This is a genomic window from Haladaptatus sp. AB643, from assembly GCF_024136975.1.
Classification (GTDB): domain Archaea; phylum Halobacteriota; class Halobacteria; order Halobacteriales; family Haladaptataceae; genus Haladaptatus.
This window is the reverse complement of record NZ_JAMYJW010000004.1, coordinates 19931-40304: the sequence shown is the minus strand read 5'-3', so window position 1 is coordinate 40304 and position 20374 is coordinate 19931. Positions and strand designations below refer to the sequence as shown.

19 protein-coding genes and 1 tRNA gene are annotated in these 20374 nt (G+C 62.4%); 12 read left to right on the top strand and 8 right to left on the bottom strand.

The genetic code is table 11. The annotated features are described in order from the left end of the window. Positions 1-1013 precede the first annotated feature (1013 nt). Both NKF25_RS09475 and NKF25_RS09470 read left to right on the top strand, forming a co-directional pair. A complete protein-coding gene (locus NKF25_RS09475) occupies positions 1014-4034 on the top strand; it encodes an FAD-binding and (Fe-S)-binding domain-containing protein (RefSeq protein ID WP_253226437.1) in 3021 nt (1006 codons plus the stop codon). Between the two features lie 144 nt (positions 4035-4178). Then, positions 4179-5162: an FAD-binding oxidoreductase gene (locus NKF25_RS09470; RefSeq protein ID WP_253226436.1), complete on the top strand. Its 984-nt coding sequence runs from the start codon at positions 4179-4181 to the stop codon at positions 5160-5162. Here NKF25_RS09470 and NKF25_RS09465 read toward each other — a convergent pair whose 3' ends face one another. Then, a complete protein-coding gene (locus tag NKF25_RS09465) occupies positions 5163-5900 on the bottom strand; it encodes an SDR family oxidoreductase (RefSeq protein ID WP_253226435.1) in 738 nt (245 codons plus the stop codon). Positions 5901-6011: 111 nt separating this feature from the next. Between NKF25_RS09465 and NKF25_RS09460 the strand changes: the two genes are divergently transcribed. From NKF25_RS09460 to NKF25_RS09440, 5 genes are all read left to right on the top strand, one after another. Beyond that, positions 6012-7163, top strand: coding sequence for an amidohydrolase family protein (locus NKF25_RS09460; RefSeq protein WP_253226434.1), 1152 nt, complete (start codon positions 6012-6014; stop codon positions 7161-7163). A 50-nt stretch (positions 7164-7213) separates the two neighbouring features. Beyond that, a complete protein-coding gene (locus NKF25_RS09455) occupies positions 7214-8401 on the top strand; it encodes a hypothetical protein (protein ID WP_253226433.1) in 1188 nt (395 codons plus the stop codon). A 133-nt stretch (positions 8402-8534) separates the two neighbouring features. After that, positions 8535-8609 (top strand) — tRNA-Glu (locus NKF25_RS09450). 513 nt (positions 8610-9122) lie between these two features. Then, positions 9123-9383, top strand: coding sequence for a hypothetical protein (locus tag NKF25_RS09445; protein WP_253226432.1), 261 nt, complete (start codon positions 9123-9125; stop codon positions 9381-9383). A 323-nt stretch (positions 9384-9706) separates the two neighbouring features. Beyond that, positions 9707-10054, top strand: a complete 348-nt coding sequence (locus NKF25_RS09440) for a hypothetical protein (protein ID WP_253226431.1) — start codon at positions 9707-9709, stop codon at positions 10052-10054. Positions 10055-10811: 757 nt separating this feature from the next. Here the strand turns inward: NKF25_RS09440 and NKF25_RS09435 are convergent. Then, entirely contained in the window at positions 10812-11045 is a 234-nt protein-coding gene (locus tag NKF25_RS09435) for a hypothetical protein (protein ID WP_253226430.1), read from the bottom strand. Positions 11046-11206: 161 nt separating this feature from the next. Here NKF25_RS09435 and NKF25_RS09430 point away from each other — a divergent pair, with 161 nt between their 5' ends. Genes NKF25_RS09430 through queC form a run of 3 tightly spaced genes read left to right on the top strand, consistent with a single transcriptional unit; the run spans position 11207 to position 13183 of the window. Beyond that, on the top strand, positions 11207-11644 hold the full coding sequence (locus NKF25_RS09430; RefSeq protein ID WP_253226429.1) for a 6-pyruvoyl tetrahydropterin synthase family protein: 438 nt from the start codon (positions 11207-11209) through the stop codon (positions 11642-11644). Between the two features lie 2 nt (positions 11645-11646). After that, positions 11647-12429, top strand: coding sequence for a 7-carboxy-7-deazaguanine synthase QueE (locus NKF25_RS09425; RefSeq protein WP_253226428.1), 783 nt, complete (start codon positions 11647-11649; stop codon positions 12427-12429). A 25-nt stretch (positions 12430-12454) separates the two neighbouring features. Next, entirely contained in the window at positions 12455-13183 is a 729-nt protein-coding gene (queC, locus tag NKF25_RS09420) for a 7-cyano-7-deazaguanine synthase QueC (protein ID WP_253226427.1), read from the top strand. 42 nt (positions 13184-13225) lie between these two features. Here the strand turns inward: queC and NKF25_RS09415 are convergent, their stop codons facing one another. The 3 genes from NKF25_RS09415 to NKF25_RS09405 form a co-directional block, all read right to left on the bottom strand. Then, entirely contained in the window at positions 13226-14149 is a 924-nt protein-coding gene (locus NKF25_RS09415; protein WP_253226426.1) for a DMT family transporter, read from the bottom strand. Positions 14150-14225: 76 nt separating this feature from the next. Beyond that, on the bottom strand, positions 14226-14912 hold the full coding sequence (locus NKF25_RS24455; protein WP_253226425.1) for a CPBP family glutamic-type intramembrane protease: 687 nt from the start codon (positions 14910-14912) through the stop codon (positions 14226-14228). Beyond that, entirely contained in the window at positions 14909-15199 is a 291-nt protein-coding gene (locus tag NKF25_RS09405) for a DUF5789 family protein (RefSeq protein ID WP_253226424.1), read from the bottom strand. The genes NKF25_RS24455 and NKF25_RS09405 overlap by 4 nt, the downstream gene beginning before the upstream one ends. A gap of 528 nt (positions 15200-15727) precedes the next feature. On the opposite strand from NKF25_RS09405, the gene NKF25_RS09400 reads away from it, so the two are divergent. Continuing rightward, the gene (locus NKF25_RS09400; RefSeq protein ID WP_253226423.1) at positions 15728-16552 is read left to right on the top strand and encodes a hypothetical protein; all 825 of its coding nucleotides are present in this window, start codon (positions 15728-15730) and stop codon (positions 16550-16552) included. On the opposite strand, the gene NKF25_RS09395 is transcribed toward NKF25_RS09400, so the two are convergent. Genes NKF25_RS09395 through NKF25_RS09385 form a run of 3 tightly spaced genes read right to left on the bottom strand, consistent with a single transcriptional unit; the run spans position 16549 to position 19165 of the window. Continuing rightward, on the bottom strand, positions 16549-16989 hold the full coding sequence (locus tag NKF25_RS09395) for a Mut7-C RNAse domain-containing protein (protein ID WP_253226794.1): 441 nt from the start codon (positions 16987-16989) through the stop codon (positions 16549-16551). The two genes, NKF25_RS09400 and NKF25_RS09395, sit on opposite strands and share 4 nt — an antisense overlap. Continuing rightward, the gene (gene polX / locus NKF25_RS09390; protein WP_253226422.1) at positions 16986-18731 is read right to left on the bottom strand and encodes a DNA polymerase/3'-5' exonuclease PolX; all 1746 of its coding nucleotides are present in this window, start codon (positions 18729-18731) and stop codon (positions 16986-16988) included. Before polX ends, NKF25_RS09395 begins: the two co-directional genes overlap by 4 nt. Then, positions 18728-19165, bottom strand: coding sequence for a DUF5788 family protein (locus tag NKF25_RS09385; protein WP_066143621.1), 438 nt, complete (start codon positions 19163-19165; stop codon positions 18728-18730). The genes polX and NKF25_RS09385 overlap by 4 nt, the downstream gene beginning before the upstream one ends. 305 nt (positions 19166-19470) lie before the next feature. On the opposite strand from NKF25_RS09385, the gene NKF25_RS09380 reads away from it, so the two are divergent. After that, complete coding sequence (locus NKF25_RS09380) at positions 19471-20370, top strand: rhomboid family intramembrane serine protease (RefSeq protein ID WP_253226421.1); 900 nt, start codon at positions 19471-19473, stop codon at positions 20368-20370. Positions 20371-20374: the final 4 nt, after the last annotated feature.

Here is a 20374-nt window from a genome sequence, read left to right as displayed (position 1 = left end):
GCGACGACGAGTGCGTGACATTGACGGATCCTGGTTCTGACTGAATTTGCCCCGAGACGACTCCTGCTCTGGTCTTTCTACAACCGTCGTTCCGAAGAAGTCCCAGAAAGCCCCCGACCGTTCGCGGTCGCTGCACGGGATATTTTGGTCTCTCAGCACGGGAGAGCGAAGCTCTCCCGAGCCGCCCCTCGCTTCACTCACGGCGACACCGCCCGACCAAAATAGTAGCCCGTGCAGGCGACTAAAGCAAGCGCGAACGCTCGTCGTCCCTCGCGCGGACGCACTGCTGTGCGCCTTCGCGCGCCGTGTTGTTGGTTTCGTATCTCGCAACCTATTCAACCAAGTGGCGCGCGCTGGAGAGGCGGTTCGACCGAGCGATGGTCGAACCGCCTCGGAAGGCTCGTGCGAGGGATGAGTATCGCAGTGAGCAACGCGAACGAGAAACGCAGTCGGCTGGGGTGGGTGTGGCGCGGTGCGGAAGTGGGGCTGTTGCGGTGGTCTGGGTGTTCCCGTGAGTGAAGCGAACGGGAGCTCGTCGGAGCTTGTCTCCGACGGCGGGTTGAAAGGGGCCGCGCGCTCGCGTTTACATGGTCGTCTCAGTGACCCCTCTCGGAGGAGTTCTCGTGAGCGACAGAGGAGCGCACGAGAGCAGGCAAGAGCTTTGCTCTTGCCAAGGCACGAAGTGCCGACGGAGAGATGTCGGTCGAGCGTCACGTGAATGCAGTGAGGGTGACCACGGAAGTCGCAGCCCGCGAACGAATGTGAGCCGGAACGTCTTCCGGAGGACCGCGAGCGGGCGGGGGCTTTCGAGGTAGTCTTCTCAGTAGTTTCAGTCGAAGTAGGTGCAGAGACTTCTCGTAGTGAGCGGGTGGGGCTTTCGAGGCAGTCTGCTTCTCTGTAACCGAAGCCGCACTCTCGAAACCAAATTTGACCCTCTTCCGTCTTCGCCGTGTTCCCCGCCGTCGTTGCCGTGGCCCACATGACTTTTCGGTCCCCCTTCCATACGGCCTACTATGGCAACACGTGACGCGGGAGACCCGGCCCGCGACGAACACGCGAATTACGATTATCATTCGGATTCTACCGCGCGCAATGGATTGGTCTCTGACCTCGTGAAACTGGTGGACGGGGAGGTTCGGTTCGACGAGTACTCCCGGCAGTTGTACGCCACGGACGCGAGCGCCTACGAGGTGACACCCATCGGCGTCGTCTTCCCGACGTCGACGGACGACGTGGCGGCGGTGATGGAGTACTGCGCCGAACGCGAAATCCCGGTCCTCCCGCGCGGCGGCGGCACGAGCCTCGCCGGACAGTCGGTCAACGAGGCCGTCGTGCTGGACTTCACCCGGCACATGGGCGACCTGCTGGAGTTCGACGTGGAGGAACGGACCGCCCGCGCACAACCCGGCACCATCCTCGGGGAGTTGAACGCGGAACTCGCCGAGTACGACTTGAAGTTCGCGCCCGACCCGGCGTGGCGGGACAAGAGCGCAATCGGCGGTGCGATCGGCAACAACTCGACGGGTGCCCACTCGCTGAAGTACGGGAAGACGGACGCCTATATCGAGGAGTGTGAGGTCGTCCTCGCCGACGGCACCGTGACGCGCTTCGGCGACGTGACGCTGGAGGAGCTTCGAGAGGGTGCGAAAGCGGATTCCCTCGAAGGCCAGATCTACGCCGAGGTGCTCCGAATTGTGGAGGAGGAATCGGACGCCATCGAGGAGGTGTTCCCGCAACTCAAACGTAACGTGTCGGGATACAACCTCGACAGGCTGGCGGAGGAAGCCGAGGAGGGACACGTCAACCTCGCGCGCTTGCTCGCCGGAAGCGAGGGGACGCTGGCCATCGTGACGGAGGCGACGGTGAGTCTCGAACCCGTGCCCGAGACGAAGGCGATGGCGCTGTTGACCTACGACAGCCTGAACGACGCCATGGAGGACGTGTCGCCGATCCTCGACCACGGCCCGGCGGCCGTCGAAGTGCTGGACGACGTGCTCATCGATCTCGCCAGCGACACCGAAGAGTTCCACGACGTGGTGGAGATGTTGCCGGAGGGAACCGACTCGGTCCTGCTCGTGGAGTTCTACGCGACCGACGACGAGGACGGCCGGGAGAAAGTCGCGGCGCTGCGGGAGGCCCGCGAAGGGGAACGTGCGTTCTCCCTGCTGGAGGCACACGAAGAGAAGGAACGCGCCCGCTTCTGGAAACTACGGAAGTCCGGCCTGCCGATCCTGCTCTCGCGCACGACGGACGCGAAGCACATCTCGTTCATCGAGGACGCGGCCGTTCCGCCGGAGAACCTGCCCGAATACGTCGCCGACTTCCAACAGGTGCTGGAGGACAACGACACGTTCGCCAGCATCTACGCCCACGCCGGGCCGGGTTGTCTGCACATCCGGCCGCTCGTCAACACGAAGAGTCCGGCCGGGGTGAATCAGATGGAATCCATCGCGGACGCCGTCACCGACCTCGTGGTCGAGTACGGCGGCAGCGTCTCGGGCGAACACGGCGACGGCCGCGCCCGCACGCAGTGGAACCGGAAACTGTACGGCGACCACGTCTGGGGCGTCTTCCGCGACCTGAAATCCGCCTTCGACCCGGACTGGTTGCTCAACCCCGGGCAGGTCTGTGGCGACGTGGACATGACTGAAAACCTGCGATTCGACTCCAGCTACGAGTTCGACGCCGGGTTCGACCCAGTGCTCGACTGGGAGAACGAGAACGGCTTCGAGGGGATGGTCGAACTCTGTCACGGCTGTGGCGGTTGTCGCGGTGGGCAGGAGGTCACCGGCGGTGTGATGTGCCCGACCTACCGGGCGGCCGACGAGGAGATCACGAGCACCCGTGGACGGGCGAACATGCTCAGGCAGGCGATGAGCGGTTCCCTTTCCGACGAGGAGCAGTTCGACGTGGAGTTCATGCACGAGGTGATGGACCTCTGTATCGGCTGTAAGGGCTGTGCCCGTGACTGTCCGTCCGGCGTGGACATGGCGAAGCTGAAAGCCGAAGTCGAACACGAGTACCACCAGCGACACGGGACGAGCGTTCGGGACCGTCTCTTCGGCAACATCGGTCGGCTCTCGGCGCTGGGAAGCGCGTTCGCGCCGCTCTCGAACTGGGCGACGGAACTGCCGGGCGCTCGGTTCGTCGCCGAGGAACTGTTCGGTATCGCCAGCGACCGAACCCTCCCGACGTTCCACCGCGAGACGCTCGAAGACTGGTTCGCCGAGCGGGGGACGCGCGTCTCGGAGGACGACGCTACCCGCCGCGTCCTGCTCTTCCCGGACACCTACACGAACTACAACCACCCGGAGGCCGGGAAGGCGGCGGTTCGGGTGCTCGAAGCGGCGGGCGTCCACGTCCGAATTCCGTCCGACGTCGCCGGGAGCGGCAGACCGGCCCATTCGAAAGGCATGCTCGATACGGCGCGGAAGCAGGCCGAGACGAACGTCGAGGCACTCAGTCCGTTCGTGCGCGACGGTTGGGACGTGGTCGTGGTCGAACCGTCCGACGCGGTGATGTTCCAGTCGGACTACCTCGACCTGCTACCGGCAACCGAGGAATCCGGATCGTCGAGCGGCCAGTACACCGAACCCCGTTCCGCCGACCCCGAGGCCGGTGGCCTCCGAACAGAGGCCGAGCGACTCGCCGCGAACTCCTACGGCGTCTGCGAGTACCTCGACGCGTTCGAGTTCGACCTCCCGGCGTCGGGCGACGGGTCGTTGACCTACCACGGCCACTGCCATCAGAAGGCGACGAAGAAGGACGGCCACGCCGTGGCCGTCCTCCGCAACGCGGGCTACGAAGTCGACGCGCTCGACAGCGGTTGCTGTGGCATGGCGGGCAGTTTCGGCTACGAAGCCGAACACTACTCGATGAGCAAGGCGGTCGGATCGATCCTGTTCGAACAGGTCGAGGAGAGCGACGGAAACGAGGTCGTCGCGCCGGGCGCGTCCTGTCGGACACAACTCGGCGACTGGCAGGGTGAGGAACCGCCACACCCGATCCAGAAGGTCGCCGACGCGCTCGACTAACGTCCGGAAAATCGTCGGATAGGATTAGCGGGTCGGGAAATAGCGAGAAGCGTTTTGTCGCTCGCACACATCTTCGTAACCAGCGCGGCTATGGAGATACCATCACAGCATTCACAACACAGACGAGCCGAGGAGCTTCCGCTGGTGACGGACTCGGCGACGATAGCCGAACGGAATCACCTCGACGAGGACCGCACCGACCGTGTCGTCGAGCGGACCGCCGAGTTGCTTCGGGTGGACGGACACGACGACTGGGCGGACGAGGTCGAATCGGGCGACCCGGACTGGGACGAGATGATTTCGACGTTGGAGGAGGACGAGCACCAGCACGAGAACTTGCTGACGGAGCTCTCGTCGCTGAAGGACCGGTATCAGCGACCCTACCCGTCGTTGATGAGCCTTCGCATCGAGATGGACGAGGAGTTCGATTTCGTCCCCGGCCAGTACACCACGATGCGATACGAACATACGCCCCGCGTCTATTCCATCGCCAGTTCGCCGAACGACGACGGTATCGAGCTCTGTATTCGGCGGGTCCCGCACGGGCATCTCACGTCGAAACTGTTCGAGGACATCGAGGAAGGCGAGACGGTGACGATTCGCGGCCCGAACGGTGATTTCGTCCTCGAAGAGCCGTCCGGTCGGGACATGGCCTTCCTCGCCACCGGAACCGGCGTCGCGCCGCTTCGGAGCATGATACAGTACACGTTCGAGGAGGGGCGCGACGAGTACGAGGGCGAACAACGGGACCTCTGGTTGTTCCTCGGCGCGTCGTGGAAGGACGACTTGGCGCACTTCGAGGAGTTCCGGCGACTGGACGAGGAACACGAGAACTTCCACTTCATCCCGACCTGTTCGCGCGAGGAGTACCTCACGGACTGGGACGGCGAAACCGACTACGTCCAGCAGACGCTCGTCAAGTACCTCGTCGATGGCGCAGAGGAGAACCTCTCGGAGGACCTCGCGGAGTACGTGACCGAACCGGCCAATGACATCGACGCCGAAATCGATCCCGACAACCTCGAAGTGTACGCCTGCGGCGTCAACGCGATGGTGTCGATGCTCGCCAGCGCGGCGAAGGACCTCGGAGTCCCCGAGGACCATCTCCAGTACGAAGGGTACGGATAGTCAGAAGTTCGAGAACTTGTCCCGGCGGTAGACGTCGATTTCGCTGACGGTCGAATTTCTCATTCCCGCCGCGAACGCGATAGCGTCGGCTATCTCTTCCGGTTCGGTGACGCTGCCGGGTTCGAACCGTTCTTCGAACGACTCGCCCTCTTCGGACCCGAACTCCGTCCGGACTTCCGAGGGATTGACCACCGTAACGGCCACACCGTCCTCGCCGACTTGTCCTTCGAGGCTGTGTGCGAACCCGCGCACCCACCACTTCGTCGCGGCGTAGACCGGATTGAACGGTCGGGGGAACCGCCCCGCGAAACTCCCGACGAAGATCAGGTTGCCGGACGACTCGCGGAGGTACGGGAGTGCGGCCCGTGTGGCGAAGAAGACGCCATCCACGTTCGTGTCCTGCATGGTTCGAAACTCCTCGGTCGAGAGATTCTCGACCTGCTGGCCCCGTGCCAGTCCGGCGTTGTTCACGAGCACGTCGAGACCGCCGAAGGCCGAAACCGTCCCCTCGACCATCGACGCGACGGCTTCCTCGTCGCGCACGTCGGTCGGGCAGACCGTCGTCTCGACGCCGTACTCGGATTCTACTCCTTCCGCGATGTCGGCCAGTTCCGACTCGCGCCTCGCCGCGAGCGCGACGTTCATTCCGTCGCTGGCGAGGGCGTGAGCCGTCGCCTGCCCGATTCCTGAACTCGCACCGGTTATCAGCGCCGTTCTCGTCGTTGTCGTCTCCGTCATACTCCTCCGTTTCACGTCGAACGAATTCGCTCTTTCCCCAACGAACTGAGAACTTCCACCCACCCTGCCGGGACCCTGACGGTTATCTCGTCACCGCGTCTCACACCGCTCATGCTCGTACTTCGCGGTGCGGATGTCGTAGATGCAAACGGGATCAGGGAGGCGGATGTCGCCATCGAGGACGGCGAGATAGTCTCGGTGGGGGACGTATCGGATGCCGACGAGGAACTCGACGTGAGCGGGAAGTTCGTCGCCCCGGGCCTCATCGATGCACACATCCACTCGTCGATGGACGGTCGGCCGGACGTCACGTCGGTGTTCGGCGACAGCGACATGATGCTCTCCTATCGTGCGGTATCGAACCTCCGCGACGCCCTTCGTGCGGGTGTGACGACGGTTCGCGACCTCGGTTCGCCGACGACGCTCGCGCTCGACGCCGCGGACGCGATCGACGCCGGACTCATCGAGGGACCCCGAATCGTCGCCTGCGGCCAAAACGTCGTCATGACCGGCGGACACGGCCACTGGCACGGGCGCGAGGCGGACGGTGAAGCGGAGGTGAAAAAGGCGGTCCGCGAGCAACTCAAGCGCGGTGCGGACGTCGTCAAGTGCATGGCGACCGGCGGCGTTCTGACCGACGGTGCGATCACCGGTTCTCCCGAACTGGACGAAGCCGAGTTGACGACGCTGGTGGAGACGGCCGCCGCGAAACACGTGCCGACGGCGGCCCACGCACACGGGACGGAAGGCATCAAGAACGCGGTTCGTGCCGGAATTTCGAGCATCGAACACGGGACGTTCATGGACCGCGAAGCGGCGAAGATGATGGCCGAGCGGGGAACGTACTGGGTGCCGACCGCGAAGGCGTCCGCCGGTATCGTCGAACACGGGACGGAAGCGGGTATCCCCGAATACGCGGTCGAGAAGGCCGAAGACGCCATCGACTCGGTCGCGGACGCCTTCGAGTATGCGATGGACGCCGAGGTCCCCATCGCGATGGGAACCGACGCCGGAACGCCGTTCAACTTCCACGCCGATATTCCCGAGGAACTCGAACTGATGGTCGAGTACGGGATGTCACCCGAAGCGGCGCTGGAGGCGGCGACTGTCAACGCGGCCGACCTCCTCGGGTTGTCGGACGTCGGACTGGTCGAGGAGGGTTATCGTGCGGACCTCGTCATCCTCGATTCCGACCCCCGTGAGGACGAACGAACGTGGCAATCCCCGGCAAAAATCATGAGCAATGGTAGCATAGTTCGGTGACGTCCTCACGTCACAAGGTCTTTTATATCCGGCCATGGACGATAAGGTACATGAGACGGCTCCTGGCTGTCGGCCTCATCACGGTGCTGCTCGTCGCGCTGATTCCCGCTTCCGGGACAGCACAGAGCAATGCTCCGACGACTCCGCAAAAGATTACCACTTCCCAGGAGTTCGATGATGTCGAATTTCATATTTTCGTCTATAAGAACAGTGCCGACGCTCTCTGGACATTTCGCTACGAGAAAACGTTGAATAACAAACAGGAACGCGAACAGTTCAAGGAATTTTCAAACCGGTTCAACTCTTCTGACACCGAGATGTACAAGAGCTTCAGGGAAAACGCCGTCAACCTCACGAGGACGGCGAACAACCGAACGAAACGGAAGATGGCCGCCAGCAACTTCTCGAAGAACGCCTACATCAATCAGGAAGGGATCGACGGAGATACGACCCGAGGCGTCGTCGAGATGTCGTTTACGTGGTCCTCGTTCGCGTACGGTAGCGGCAACGTCACGAACATCGGCGACGTGTTCAAGGGCGGCCTCTATCTCGGGAAAGACCAGACGCTCGTCATCAACCACGCGGACGGGATGACCTTCGAGAAAGTTCGCCCGACGAAGGGAGTGAACATGTCCGGAGACACGTTAGCGGAAAGCAGTTCCGTGTCCTGGACCGGTCCGCGGGAGTTCACCGACCAGCATCCGATGGTGAAGTTCTCCTCACCACCCCAGTCGAGCAGCACGATGACCACGACGACCACGAACAACAGCAGCGTTCCACCCGGCGGTGGGAACCAAGGTTCCGATTCACGGTCACCGATGATGTTGTTCATCGCCGCCGTCCTGGTCCTCATCGGACTGGTCGCGGTGTTCATGTGGCGGCAGGGAAGCCTCGGCTCCCTATCGTCCGGTCGAAGTACACCTGGTGGTGGCGGTGGTGGTGCTGGCGGCGGCACGGTCGCTCGCGAGTCGAACACTCCGCCTGCCGAACCCGCAGTCAGCGACGAGGAACTGCTGACCGACGAGGCACGGGTGAAGAAACTCCTCCGCGAGAACGGCGGCCGGATGAAGCAGGTCAACATCGTGGACGAGACCGGCTGGTCGAAATCCAAGGTCAGCATGCTCCTCTCGGAGATGGAGGAAGAGGGCGATATCAGTAAGCTCCGCGTCGGTCGTGAGAACATCATCAGCCTCGACGGGCACGAACCGGACGCCGCCGGGTCGCCGCTCGACCGTTGAGGACCATCGATTTTTCGGTGCGAACTGTATCGAGAGCGATGCGTGTTCCCGCTTCAGAATGTGTCATACCGCGCCACGGCGCTTCCGAAACGCAACTGTTAAACAGTCCGTGCGATTACGATTGAGTACACACGCTCCGTTGGTGTAGTCCGGCCAATCATCTTGCCCTCTCACGGCAAGGACCAGGGTTCGAATCCCTGACGGAGCACTCTTTTGAGGAACGAAGCTCGCGTGAGCCGAGCGGGACCGAAGGTTCCGCTGGAAGCCGGCGCTTCGCGCCGGCGACGAAGCGAACGAGAGCAGGGACGACGCGATTTGTCTTCCCGTGTGACGAGAAAGAGCGCACACGGAAGGGATTCGAGCAGACGAGTCGCACGCCCGGAACGACGCGGGACCGTCGAGTTCGAGCGTCTCGGTGCCGTTGCCTCGTGAGATTACTTTCCACGTTCCGGTGTTCGGCTTCGGGATGCCAAACGACCCCGTTGGATTGTAGTTCCGGCAGATGGTCCAGTAGCCCGGCTTCACCCACACAGTGTGGCGGCCGATACGCCGGGTGCCAAGCGCGAAGGAGTGATCGCCGAGGTATCCGACGCCAGCGTCGGCGTAGCGGGTGTTGTTTTCGTTCTTCGTTCGGTACGACGTGCGGAAGCGCCGATCCGTGCGGTCGAGGACGCGCGTGGTGTCCGATGGGTTCCCGTTCCCATTGGAGAGGTGATACTCGATGCGATTGTTCGACGCGACGGTGTTCGAGACGGCCGTCGCGTACGCCGCCGTGGGGTCGCTCGGAAGCGGCGTCGTCGCGTTCGGCATCGGCCGCGTCTCGGTCACCCAGACCGCACTCGCGCCGGCAACGAGAGCGAGGACGATTACGCAGGCGGCGACCGCACGTCGAACCGGGATGCGAGGCGAACTGGACAGTCCGTCGTCCGTTCCCGTCACTCCTGTCGTCGTACAATCGACGAGGGCCACGACTGCCGCGTAGCAGAACGGTGCGACGAACACGCTCGCGAGGAGGAATAGGCCACCGACGACGAGGAGGAAAACGACGAGCGGGATCCCGATGGTATAAACGAGGCTCACGACGCTAGCGATGGTCACGACGACCTCGCCAACAAGAACGACGCCGACGAGTGGCGTGAAGACGACGATGACGCTTGGAACCGACCCGCCGAGCGCGTAGACGGCGAAGCGGACCGGCGTATCAATGAGGATGAATAGCGCCGCGCCGAGCGCAACTGCAACAATATGGCCGAGGACGGCGGCGACGAAGAGACGCGGACCGACGGCGCGGAGGTGGGCGGCGAGGTGCCAGTCGGGCGCGACTTCCGGGTCGCAGACGACAGCGCGAATCGCCGGGGCCGCCGCCCCGAGAAGCGGGACGGCGACGATGGGTGGACAGAGAACGATTGCAAGCGGTTCGGTCACGCCGAGGGCGAGGCGGAGGGCGGTTTCGGCGACGACGACGGCGAGGACGAGGCCGACGACGCGGGGGCAGTCGAGGGCGACCCGCGCCGCGGCGCGAAGGTGAGAAGACACACGCAGGTAGTTCATCGTCTCGAACAAATCATAATGTGGACAAATGGGTTCGGTTACCGCCGGACGCCCCGGACGCGTTTGTCCCCTCCCCGTTATGCCATCTTCTACATTCCGTGATAGTCTTCGGGAGGGAGTCGAACCGTGTCCGACATACATCCGACAAAGTTCCGAAGTCGAATCGAGGGGTGTGGGGGTTTTGGAAAGAAGGACAATTCTGGAATAATCCGACGAACCGAGGTCGCCTAGATGGCGACGTTCAGATACTTTATGAGGAGTAACGCGAGAGTGTGAATGTAGAGATGAATCAATGATAAGACGAAGAGAACTCCTCCTCGGTGCAGGTCTTCTTACTGCGGCGAGCATCCCGATGTGTTCTGATGTCCTCGACCGGGAGGCATTTTCCGCGCGCTATTCGAGCGATGAGCTTCCAAGTCGTGACCCGATTTTTGATATCGAAGAGGAGCTCCCGCTTACTCGGGGCAGTACAGCGGCGTTCATAGCGAACTCGCGCTCGGAACTTCGATCACACGTCACAGGTGATTCACCGATTCTTCAACAGTATGCCGACAAACAGGGTGTCGAGTTTCTAACGGTGGTCGTTGTGGTACTCCCCAACAGGAGTCGAATCCTCATCGATTCGTTGAATATTCACGATAGAACGGTGTCGGTGAACGTCCGGAGTCAGGTGAGTCCAGAAGTGGAAAACAACGAACTCGCGTACCACCGGCGACTGCTTTATTGGACGCGAGACTGGCCGGCGGTCCGGGAGCCCACGAAGATTCGCGTCGTCGTGGAATGATTTTTCTCACAGTCGTTCCTTCGGACAGGATGACTCCGGGACGACACCCTTCATCCGGAAATTACCGAAATCCGCTCAGACGCTCTCGTTCGATTTCTTCTGTTGGTTCGCGATGAACGTCGAGATGACGGTGACGTCGAGGGGACCGACCACGACGAAAATCGCCGGGACGAACATCCCGTCGAGCGTGAAAAACAGCAGGACACCGAGGAGGACGATCATCACCCCGCTTCCCCTGATGAGGAATCGAACTTTCTCGTGGTCTTCCAATTCGCCGAAGTTCTGCAACGTTTCGAGAGGGCTTTTCATGTTGGTGGAGATGAAGATAATTAATATAGATATTACGGTTGCGATGAATAACAGGTGACTCCTCCTCGCCGATATCGTTCAGCAGCGGGTAATCGACGGTCACCATTTGTACCACGGCTCGGAGTAGTGGCGTTTAAGTATTCTCTCGATAATCTTCGGATATGACTGACTCGCTACTCGAATCATCCCCGGAACGAACGCTGCATATCGGACGCGACCGTCCGATTCGCATCAGCGCCGGACATCGACTGCTGCATCACGACGGGAAATGTAGCCGACCGCACGGCCACAACTACGAAATCGAGGTGACCGTGGTCGGCGAACTCACCGAGGAAGGGTGGGTCGTGGACAAGGGGGATATCACGTCGATAATCTTGGAATGGGATCACATGTTCCTGCTGGAGGACGGCGACCCGCTAGTGGAGGCGTTCGAGGAGAGCGGTGACGGGGCGGCCGTCGTCCTCTTCGAGGACCCGCCGACCGCCGAGGTGATGAGCCTCGAACTGGAACGCCGGTTCATGGAGGAGTTGCCCGACAACGTCTCCAAAGTCGGGGTACAGGTGAACGAGACGTCCGAACTCTGTGGTGCACCGGTCTGATCATGCCAGTGAACGCAACCGGTCCGGAAGAAACCGAACGCGATGAGGAAACTGGCTCGGACGAACCGTCGCTTCCCATCAACGAGTTGTTCTACTCGTTGCAGGGCGAGGGTAAGCTTGCGGGCGTTCCGAGCGTGTTCGTCCGGACGAGCGGCTGTAACCTTCGGTGCTGGTTCTGCGATTCGTATCACACCTCGTGGGAACCGACACACGCCCGGATGACGCTGGACGACATCGTCGCGGAGGTCGAGTCCTACGACGCGAACCACGTCGTCCTCACGGGCGGCGAACCGCTGGTTCACGGGGAGTCCGTCACCCTGCTCAACCGGCTTTCGGAACTGGGGTATCACACGACCGTCGAGACGAACGGGACGTTCCTCCCCGACGCACCGATCGATCTGGCGAGCGTCAGCCCGAAACTCGCCTCCTCGACGCCGACGCCGGAGAACGACCCGAAGGGCGACGGCGAGTGGGCGGAACGACACGAGGAACGACGGATCGATGTCGGGACGCTCGCGGGGCTCGTGGACGCGTACGAAACCCAACTGAAGTTCGTCGTCACCGACGACGCCGACCTGGAAGAGATAGAGGACCTGGTTTCGGCCGTTCGTGATGCCGCCGACGAACCGCTAGCCGACACGGACGTTCTCCTGATGCCCGAGGGAGCGACCCGCGACGGGTTGGACGAGAACCGTGAACGGGTCGCCGAACTGGCGATGGAGTACGGCTATCGATATACGCCGCGCCTGCACGTGGACCTGTGGAACGACGCCCCCGGAACCTGAACGCGAAAGACGAAACACGATATTCATGACATCGAACGATTCATCGGACGACTCGACTGCGACGGACGAACAGACCGAAAAACGCGCCGTCATCCTCGCCTCCGGCGGGATGGACAGCGCGACCGTGGCCTACGAAGCACGCGAACGCGGGTACGAACCGTACTTCCTGCACACGTCCTACGGTCAACGAACCGAGATGAAGGAGTTCGACTGCGCGAAGCGACAGGCCGAGGAACTCGACGCCGGATTCCTGCACGTCGAGACGAGCCACCTCGCCACGATCGGTGGATCGAGCCTGACCGACGACGAGATGGACGTCGAGGACGCCGATTTGGAGAGCGACGAAGTGCCGGACACCTACGTCCCGTTCCGGAACGCGAACCTGCTCTCGATGGCGGTCTCCTGTGCGGAAGCGAACGACTGCGATGCCGTCTTCATCGGCGCACACAGCGAGGACTTTTCGGGGTATCCCGACTGCCGCCCACAGTTCTTCGAGGCGTTCCAGGCCGTGGTGGACACCGGCACGAAGGACGAGACGAACATCGAACTCGTCGCGCCGTTCGTCGAGTTCCGCAAAACGGACATCGCGGAGCGCGGCGTCGAACTCGACGTTCCGTACGAACTGACGTGGAGTTGCTACCGCGCGGAGGAACCGGCCTGCGGAACCTGTGACTCGTGTGCGCTTCGCTTGCAGGCGTTCCGAAACGTCGGCGTGCGCGACCCGATCGAGTACGAGGAACGACCGGAGTACTGAGTACCGACTACCGAGTACCGAGTACTGATTACCGAGTACTGACTACTGGGACGCCGCGCTTTTTCCCCCGGTCGAAGCGACGTAGATCCCGGCGAGCACGACGGTTCCGCCGATGATGGTCGCGAGCCCCGGCGTCTGCCCGAGGATGAGTAACGCGAGGATCGTGCTCCCCACGGGTTCGCCGAGGAGTGTGACGCTCACGACGCTCGATTCGACGTACTTCAGCGCCCAGTTGATTATCGTGTGGCCGAAGATTCCCGGCCCGACGGCCATCCCGAGAAAGAGGAACCACTCCGTCGGTCGGTAGGCCGTAAGGGCGACCGTCGCGTCGCTGGTCAGTGCGGCACCGAACAGGACGACGGTGGTCACGCTGTACACGACCGTCACGTACGGAATCAGCGACACGCGCTGGCGGAGCGACCGCCCGGCGAGGACGTATCCCGCCGCCGCTATCGCCCCGACGATCGCGAGTCCGTTTCCGTACAGCGGCCGCGCCCCGGCGACGACGGCGTTCGAGAGCAGGCCGCTCAGCGACATCGCCACCATCCCGAGCAGTGCGACGAAAATTCCGATCATCGTTCGTCGGGTGACGCGTTCGTCGAGCAGCGCCCACGCGCCGACCATGACGAACAGGGGTTGGGATTGGACCAGCGTCACGGACGCCGCGACAGTCGTCCAGTCCAGACTCGCGAACCACGCGATGAAGTGTGCGGCGAGGGCACACCCCGTGACGACGGCGATGAACAGATCCCGCCCCGAGAAGGTTCGCAGGTCGTCCCGATACCGCGTGACCGCGAGCGGCGCGAGAAGGAGCGTCGTGAACAGCGACCGATAAAACGCCTTGATGATACTCGGCGCGTGACTGAGTTCGATGAGGATGGCGCTCGTGCTGACCGCGACGATGGCGACCGCGAGGGCCGCCATCGGGGACACCTCGTCCTCCACGCGCTCGACCATCCCGAACATTACGTGGGGGTTCCGCCGCGGGCCGGTTGAACGTTCCGAACGAGGAAAGCGACGAACTGCGGGAAATCGACCACCATCACATGTGCACCGGAATCCACGAGAGCCAGTGGACGACCCTCTCGGGCGGAATGAGCGGCTTGTGAAGCACCAACCAGTCAAGAAGCATCAGTCCGACGCCGTGGGCCACGACGGACGGAAGCAACGAATCGCAGTTGAAATCCACCACGCCGAACAGCACGTCCGTCGGTGCCGACAGCACGACTTCGATGGGCGGTTTTCCGAGGTGATGGAACGCATAGATCACCGGACTCACGAAGGCGCTCTTGTATCCGATCTTTCGCAGGCCGACGCAGAGAAACCCGCGGTAGTAGGTCTCAGCCGCGAGCACGACGATGAACTGCTTTACCGAGTGCGGGAGAAAGCTCCCGAGCGCCGCGCTCGTCTCCCACATCGGGTAGTACGTCCGAATGGTCGGCAGCGACGACCCGACGACGTAAATCGGAATCACGAACGCCGCGAGAATCAACGTGTTGCGTATCGCCTTTCGATCCACCCGATAGCCAAGGTGACGGCCGTGCGTTATCGCCAGTACGCCGGGAATCAGGATGTACAGCGTCGTGTCGCGGATGACGCGTAGGTTCAGGCTGCCTCCCGTGCTCGGTAGGTACGACCACGAAACCGTGATGATCCCGCCGACGAGGAACGTTAACTGTACCCACGAGAGGCCGAACGACCCGTCCTCGACGTTTCGGGAGAAGTTCACGAATCGTCGGCGGTCGGGACCGGACCCGTGCCGATAACGTCGCGAACTGCGCCGGTAAACGCCTGTTCGGTCTGGAAGTACGTCATCTCGACTTCCTCCAGAATGGCGTCGAGTTGCTGTGGTCCGTCCGGCGTTCGAATCGTCTCGCTTCCTTCCCGGCGCGCGATTTCGCTCTTCTGAATGGGCCAGAACAGCCGCGAAGAGATTCGCGCGATAGGTGCGCCATCGACGGGTTCACCGTCGCCGAGTTCGACGGCGGGTCCCTCGTCTTCGTTATCGTCGGCCATACCGTGGGGTTTGCGAGGGCGCGGATTATGCTTTTCGAACCCACCTTTTACGACGGGAAGTTGACGGCGGTTTCGTAAACGACACGAAACCGCCGTCGCTTCCCTGTAAAAGCTGGACCAAAAGCACTCCTCCCTCCCGGTGGTCGGTCGTCGGCCCGGAAAATCTTCGATTTTCCGGAGTCTCAAAATCGTGGTGCGATTTTGATGGCTCGAAAGACCTGCGGTCTTTCGATGGAATTTCTGGCGATTGGCGGCTGTGTCGGTTGCTGACTCTGGCGGTTGTGTCAATGCGAGATTTCTGGGCGGTTGCGTCACCAGCCTACCGCTCCCTTCGGTCGCTCGAGACTCATCGTCTTCTGGACCAATCAGATCGTAGTCGTTTCCGGGAGGTCGTAGAACAGTCGGTAAAGTAGAAAGAGAGATAGTCGTCTCAGTATCCGATTTCCGACGCACTATCGAATCTATGTATAATAATTCTGATGGCTGTCTGACGTAGTAGTTTAGTAGGAGGACTCCAATGGCAGACACATGACAAGCCTCGGGGAAACGTACGAAGGGCACGGCGGCGTGAAAAAGCGCCCCCGGCGTCTCTATCTCGGCGTCGGCCTGTTTCTCGTCGGGTCGTTGCTCGTCGTCGTGGGAATCCTCGCGGCGACGACGAACCTGTTCTCGGCCGTCGGGTTGGACATGTACGGCGCACGGAAGTTCGCGGGTATCTCCGCCGGACTGGGCGTCCCCGCCGTTTTCGTCGGTGTGTTCGTCGTCCTCCCGGCGACGAGCGACCGCGTGCGCGCGGCGGCGGCCATCGGGTCCAGCATCACGGTTCTCGGCGTCGCCATGTTCTGGTACGCCTACCCGCATCACTGGGCCGGACACGGCCAACACCTCACGCTGCCCGTCGTCGCCGTCTACTTCGTCGGCCTCATGACGACGTTTTGGTGTCTGTTCACTGCCGTCGTCAACTTCAAGACGCGGAACGACCCCGGCGGGACCGTCACGATGGAAGTCACGCGAAAGGGCGAGACGAAAATCGTCGAAGTCGAGAAACCGCGCGGGTTTGGCGGCATCGGCGTCTTCGGCGACGACCCGACCGGCATGGAATCGCCCAGCGCGAAAGCGACCCCCACCGCCCCCGTTAGTGACGGCGGCGCGGCGAGCGACGACATTACCTCGCCGATGGATACCGACCGGCCGTCCGCTTCGTCCCCGGTGGGCCCGACGGACGCGTACTGCGGCAACTGCGTCCACTTCGATTACGTCCGTACTGACACCGGGATGACACCGTACTGCGGACTCCACGACCGGCGAATGACCGACATGGACGCCTGCGACCGCTGGCAGTCCAACCGCTAGAGTTTCGATAGCGTTTCTTCGACCGACTCCCAGTGGCTTCCCTTCCAGAATAGCTTTCCACAGTCCCGACACCGCCATACCCTCTTTCCGTCGGGGACGTGTTCCGGTATCTCCTTTCCCTCACGCTCTCGAACCAGTCGCCCGTTACAGTCCGAACAACGAGCGGGTTCGGAGAGCGAGAGTGAAAATCCGTGCTCCCGCAGTTCTTCCAATTGGTCCTCCACGTCGAGCGACTCGATGCAAATCGCGTCCTCGGAACGCCCCGCGAGTTCCACGTCCCGCGTGAGGAGCGTCCTGTCCTCCGATTCGGCCAGTTCGAGAATCACGTCGTCGTCCTCGACACCCCTGTCCAGCGCGTACGCGGCGTCGTAGCCACACATCCGTAGATACGTCGCGAGCTTTCCCAACATCACGTCGAGAAAGAGGCGGTCCATCAGTGCAGGAACTCGCGGACGCCCGCGGCGTCGCGGGTGTTGAGCACGTCGCGCGCCTCGGCCCAACCGCGCCGCGCGGTGTGAATCCCGTACCTGATGTTCCCGTACTCACCGGGGCTGTGAGCGTCGGTGTCGATGGCGATGGTCGCGCCCTCCTCGACCGCGACCTGCACCGCCGCACCCCAGAGGTCGAGACGGTGCGTGTTGCTGTTGATTTCCAGTGCGACGCCGTTGTCCGCGGCGGCGCTCGCCACTTCGCGCACGTCGAAATCGTGGCCCGGTCGTCGATTGATGAGTCGGCCGCTCGGGTGGCCGAGAATATCGACGCTCGGATGTTCGATCGCCCGAATCAGCCGGTCGGTGGCGTCACCGTCCAGGCTGCTGTGCGGCGAGGCGACGACGATGTCCAGTTCGGCGAGCACGTCGTCACCGACGCTGATTCCGCCGTCCGGATCGATGTTCGCCTCGACGCCGGTGAACACGTCGATGGGGGCGTCCTCGGCGGCCGCACGTACCTCGGCTATCTGTTCTTCGAGTTCCTCGTCGTCCAATCCGACGCCGCCGACCATCCCGGACCCCGTCGCGTGGTCGGAGATGACGATGTAGTCGTGGCCGAACTCGGCCGCACCCTCGATCATCTCCGCGATGGTGTTGTTCCCGTCCGACCAGTTCGTGTGCAGGTGGAGGTCGCCGCGCACGTCGCCCTCCTCGATGAGGTCGGGGAGGTCGTCGTTCAACGCGGCGTCGATTTCTCCGTTGTCCTCGCGCATCTCCGGTGCGATGAGCGGCAGGCCGAGCGCCTCGTACATGCTGGCTTCCGTCTCGCTCGCGACCTTCTCGCCGACGCGCTGGCCTGCGTCGGGGTTCTCGACATCACTCACGTCGAACACGCCGTACTCGTTCACCTTGTACCCCTGTTCGATGGCGTAGTTCCGCAGGGTGATGTTGTGGTTCTTGCTTCCGGTGAAGTACTGGAGCGCGCTGCCGAACTCCTCGGGGACGACGACGCGGAGGTCGATGCGCATGTCCGAGACGCGGATAGCGGCCTTGTCGGTCCCCGACTCGATGACCTCCGTCGCCCGCTCCCAATCTGTGAACGCTTCGATGACCGCCTCCTTCTCGTCTTCCTCGCTCTCTGCGAGCACGTCGATATCTCCGATGGTCTCGCGCCAGCGCCGAAGCGACCCGGCGAGTTCGTGCCGCCCGACGGACGGAATCCCGTCGAAGAAGGCGAGCACTTGGTCCCCGACCGGCCGAGCGTCGCCGAGCAGTTCCCGCCCCCGTACCGTCCGAGCGAACTCGATACCGTCGAGGATGTTCTCCTCCGTCTTGGGACCGTAGCCCTTGATCTCCTGGATCTTCCCCTCGCGGGCCGCTTCCTCCAGGTCGTCCAGCGTTCGAATACCGAGTTCCTCGTAGAGGCTGCCGACCGTCTTCGGGCCGACGCCCTCGACGCGCGTCAGTTCGACCATCTCGACGGGGAGGTTCGCGCGTTCCTCCTCCAGTTCCTCGATTTCGCCGGTCTCGAAGTATTCGATGACTTTGCTCGCAATCGAGTCGCCGACCTGCGGGATTTCCCCGACTGCGTCGGGTCCCTGCTCGGCCAACTCCGCGATGTCCTCCGGGTAGTCGCGGATATTGTCCGCCGCCCGACGGTAGGCCTGCGGTTTGTACTGGACGTCTTGCGCTTCGACCAAGTCGGCGTACTCCTCGAACAACGCCGCGACTTCCTCGTTTCGGCTCATAATCGTGATCGTTTCCCGCTGCTTTCGTTGCCGAGCGCCTGCTGGAGGAACGACATCCACCGTTTCTGGTCGGCGGCCTCCTTGGCACTCCCTTCGGCTTCCAGATTCGTCGGCCCGAGGTTTTCGAGCGCGTTCAGCGCGCGGTCGATGCCGATGATGCTTTCGACCAACTGTTCGCCCTCCTCCTTGGTGATGTCCGCTTCTTCCAGCCGTTCCTTGCGCTGGAGGCGCTCGCGGCGCAGGTTCCGTTTCGCCCGCTCCACGCGGTCGCGTTCGCCCTCCGGGATCGTTTCCCGACGTTTGATTTCGAAGACGAACTCGCGGAGGTCGATCTCCTCTCCCTGCACCGAAATCGACTCGGGAATCGACGCGCCCAGGGTCGCGCTTTCACGTTCGACCCGCTCCAGCAGTCCTTTTCGTTCGTACTCCTTCACATCCCATACTCCTCGGCCAGCAGTCAAAAGCTTCCTGCCCTCTGTACTCGGGACATCACCCGACCGAACTTTCGGGGTCGGCCGACGACCACGACGACCCGGACACGCTGACCGACCAACTGCTGTGGCTTCTGGAATCCGGCTTCGGCCGGTGACAACCATCCGACAGTTCTACAATTTCCCTGTCTACTGTGCGCGGAAATCCGACTCGTTCGACGGTTTCTCGGCGCTCGATTTTGTCCCCTATTTTCCACGTCCGCCACGCACCCAAACCCATTTGACCGGTCGGTTCAAACCATGGAACAATGGCGCAATGCGACGTGTGTGGGCAGAACGAGAATATGCCGTACCAGTGCCGGATGTGCGGCGGGACGTTCTGTGCCGAGCACCGACTCCCGGAGAATCACTCCTGTCCGGGGTTGGACAAGTGGAACGACCCGGAGGGAGTGTTCGACAGTGGCTTCGATGACAGTGCGAACAACAGCGGCGGTCGATTCAGCGCCGCCGCCCGCACTGGCGGCCCGCTGAGCTACTTCCGCGGGAATATGACGTTCGTGTTCCTCGCGCTGATGGTTGGGACGTTTATCGCGGAAATCGTCGTCCTCAACGTGATGGGGGATGTGGCGCTGTTCGACAAACTGTTCGTCCTCCAGACGAATCACATCGCCCGCGTCTGGACGTGGGTCACGTCCATCTTCGCACACGACCCATACAGTTTCTTCCACATCCTCTTCAACGGTATCGTGCTGTACTTCTTCGGACAGGTGCTGGAGCGGTACATCGGGAGCAAGAAGTTCACCGCGTTGTTCCTCGGGAGCGGTATCCTCGCCGGACTGGCACAGGTCGGCGTCGTCGGATTGATGGGCGGAAACGCCGCAGTTCTCGGCGCGAGCGGCGCTATCATGGCCGTCATGGGGGTCCTCACGGTTCTGAACCCGAACATGAAGATTTACATCTACTTCATCCTCCCGGTGCCGCTCTGGGTGGCGACCATCGGCTTCGCCATCTACTCCGGATTCGTGAGCGTCTCCGCCGGACCAGGCGCGAACGGCGTCGCCCAACTGGCCCACCTGACCGGGCTGGGAATCGGCCTGCTGTACGGCGCTTGGTTGAAAAATCGCGGTACGGGTGGTCCCTCCGAACTCGATATCGGCGGGGGCGGTGGACGTGGCGGGATGGGTGGCGGAGGCCGCCGCCGGTTCTGATGAA

Bases quoted from the DNA above. Each gene is read 5' to 3' on its own strand.
- NKF25_RS09475 (WP_253226437.1), top strand. From the start codon at position 1,014: ATGGCAACACGTGACGCGGGAGACCCGGCCCGCGACGAACACGCGAAT.
- NKF25_RS09465 (WP_253226435.1), bottom strand. From the start codon at position 5,900: ATGACGGAGACGACAACGACGAGAACGGCGCTGATAACCGGTGCGAGT.
- NKF25_RS09460 (WP_253226434.1), top strand. From the start codon at position 6,012: ATGCTCGTACTTCGCGGTGCGGATGTCGTAGATGCAAACGGGATCAGG.
- NKF25_RS09455 (WP_253226433.1), top strand. From the start codon at position 7,214: ATGAGACGGCTCCTGGCTGTCGGCCTCATCACGGTGCTGCTCGTCGCG.
- NKF25_RS09445 (WP_253226432.1), top strand. From the start codon at position 9,123: ATGCGATTGTTCGACGCGACGGTGTTCGAGACGGCCGTCGCGTACGCC.
- NKF25_RS09435 (WP_253226430.1), bottom strand. From the start codon at position 11,045: ATGAAAAGCCCTCTCGAAACGTTGCAGAACTTCGGCGAATTGGAAGAC.
- NKF25_RS09430 (WP_253226429.1), top strand. From the start codon at position 11,207: ATGACTGACTCGCTACTCGAATCATCCCCGGAACGAACGCTGCATATC.
- NKF25_RS09425 (WP_253226428.1), top strand. From the start codon at position 11,647: ATGCCAGTGAACGCAACCGGTCCGGAAGAAACCGAACGCGATGAGGAA.
- queC (WP_253226427.1), top strand. From the start codon at position 12,455: ATGACATCGAACGATTCATCGGACGACTCGACTGCGACGGACGAACAG.
- NKF25_RS09415 (WP_253226426.1), bottom strand. From the start codon at position 14,149: ATGTTCGGGATGGTCGAGCGCGTGGAGGACGAGGTGTCCCCGATGGCG.
- NKF25_RS09405 (WP_253226424.1), bottom strand. From the start codon at position 15,199: ATGGCCGACGATAACGAAGACGAGGGACCCGCCGTCGAACTCGGCGAC.
- NKF25_RS09400 (WP_253226423.1), top strand. From the start codon at position 15,728: ATGACAAGCCTCGGGGAAACGTACGAAGGGCACGGCGGCGTGAAAAAG.
- polX (WP_253226422.1), bottom strand. From the start codon at position 18,731: ATGAGCCGAAACGAGGAAGTCGCGGCGTTGTTCGAGGAGTACGCCGAC.
- NKF25_RS09380 (WP_253226421.1), top strand. From the start codon at position 19,471: ATGGCGCAATGCGACGTGTGTGGGCAGAACGAGAATATGCCGTACCAG.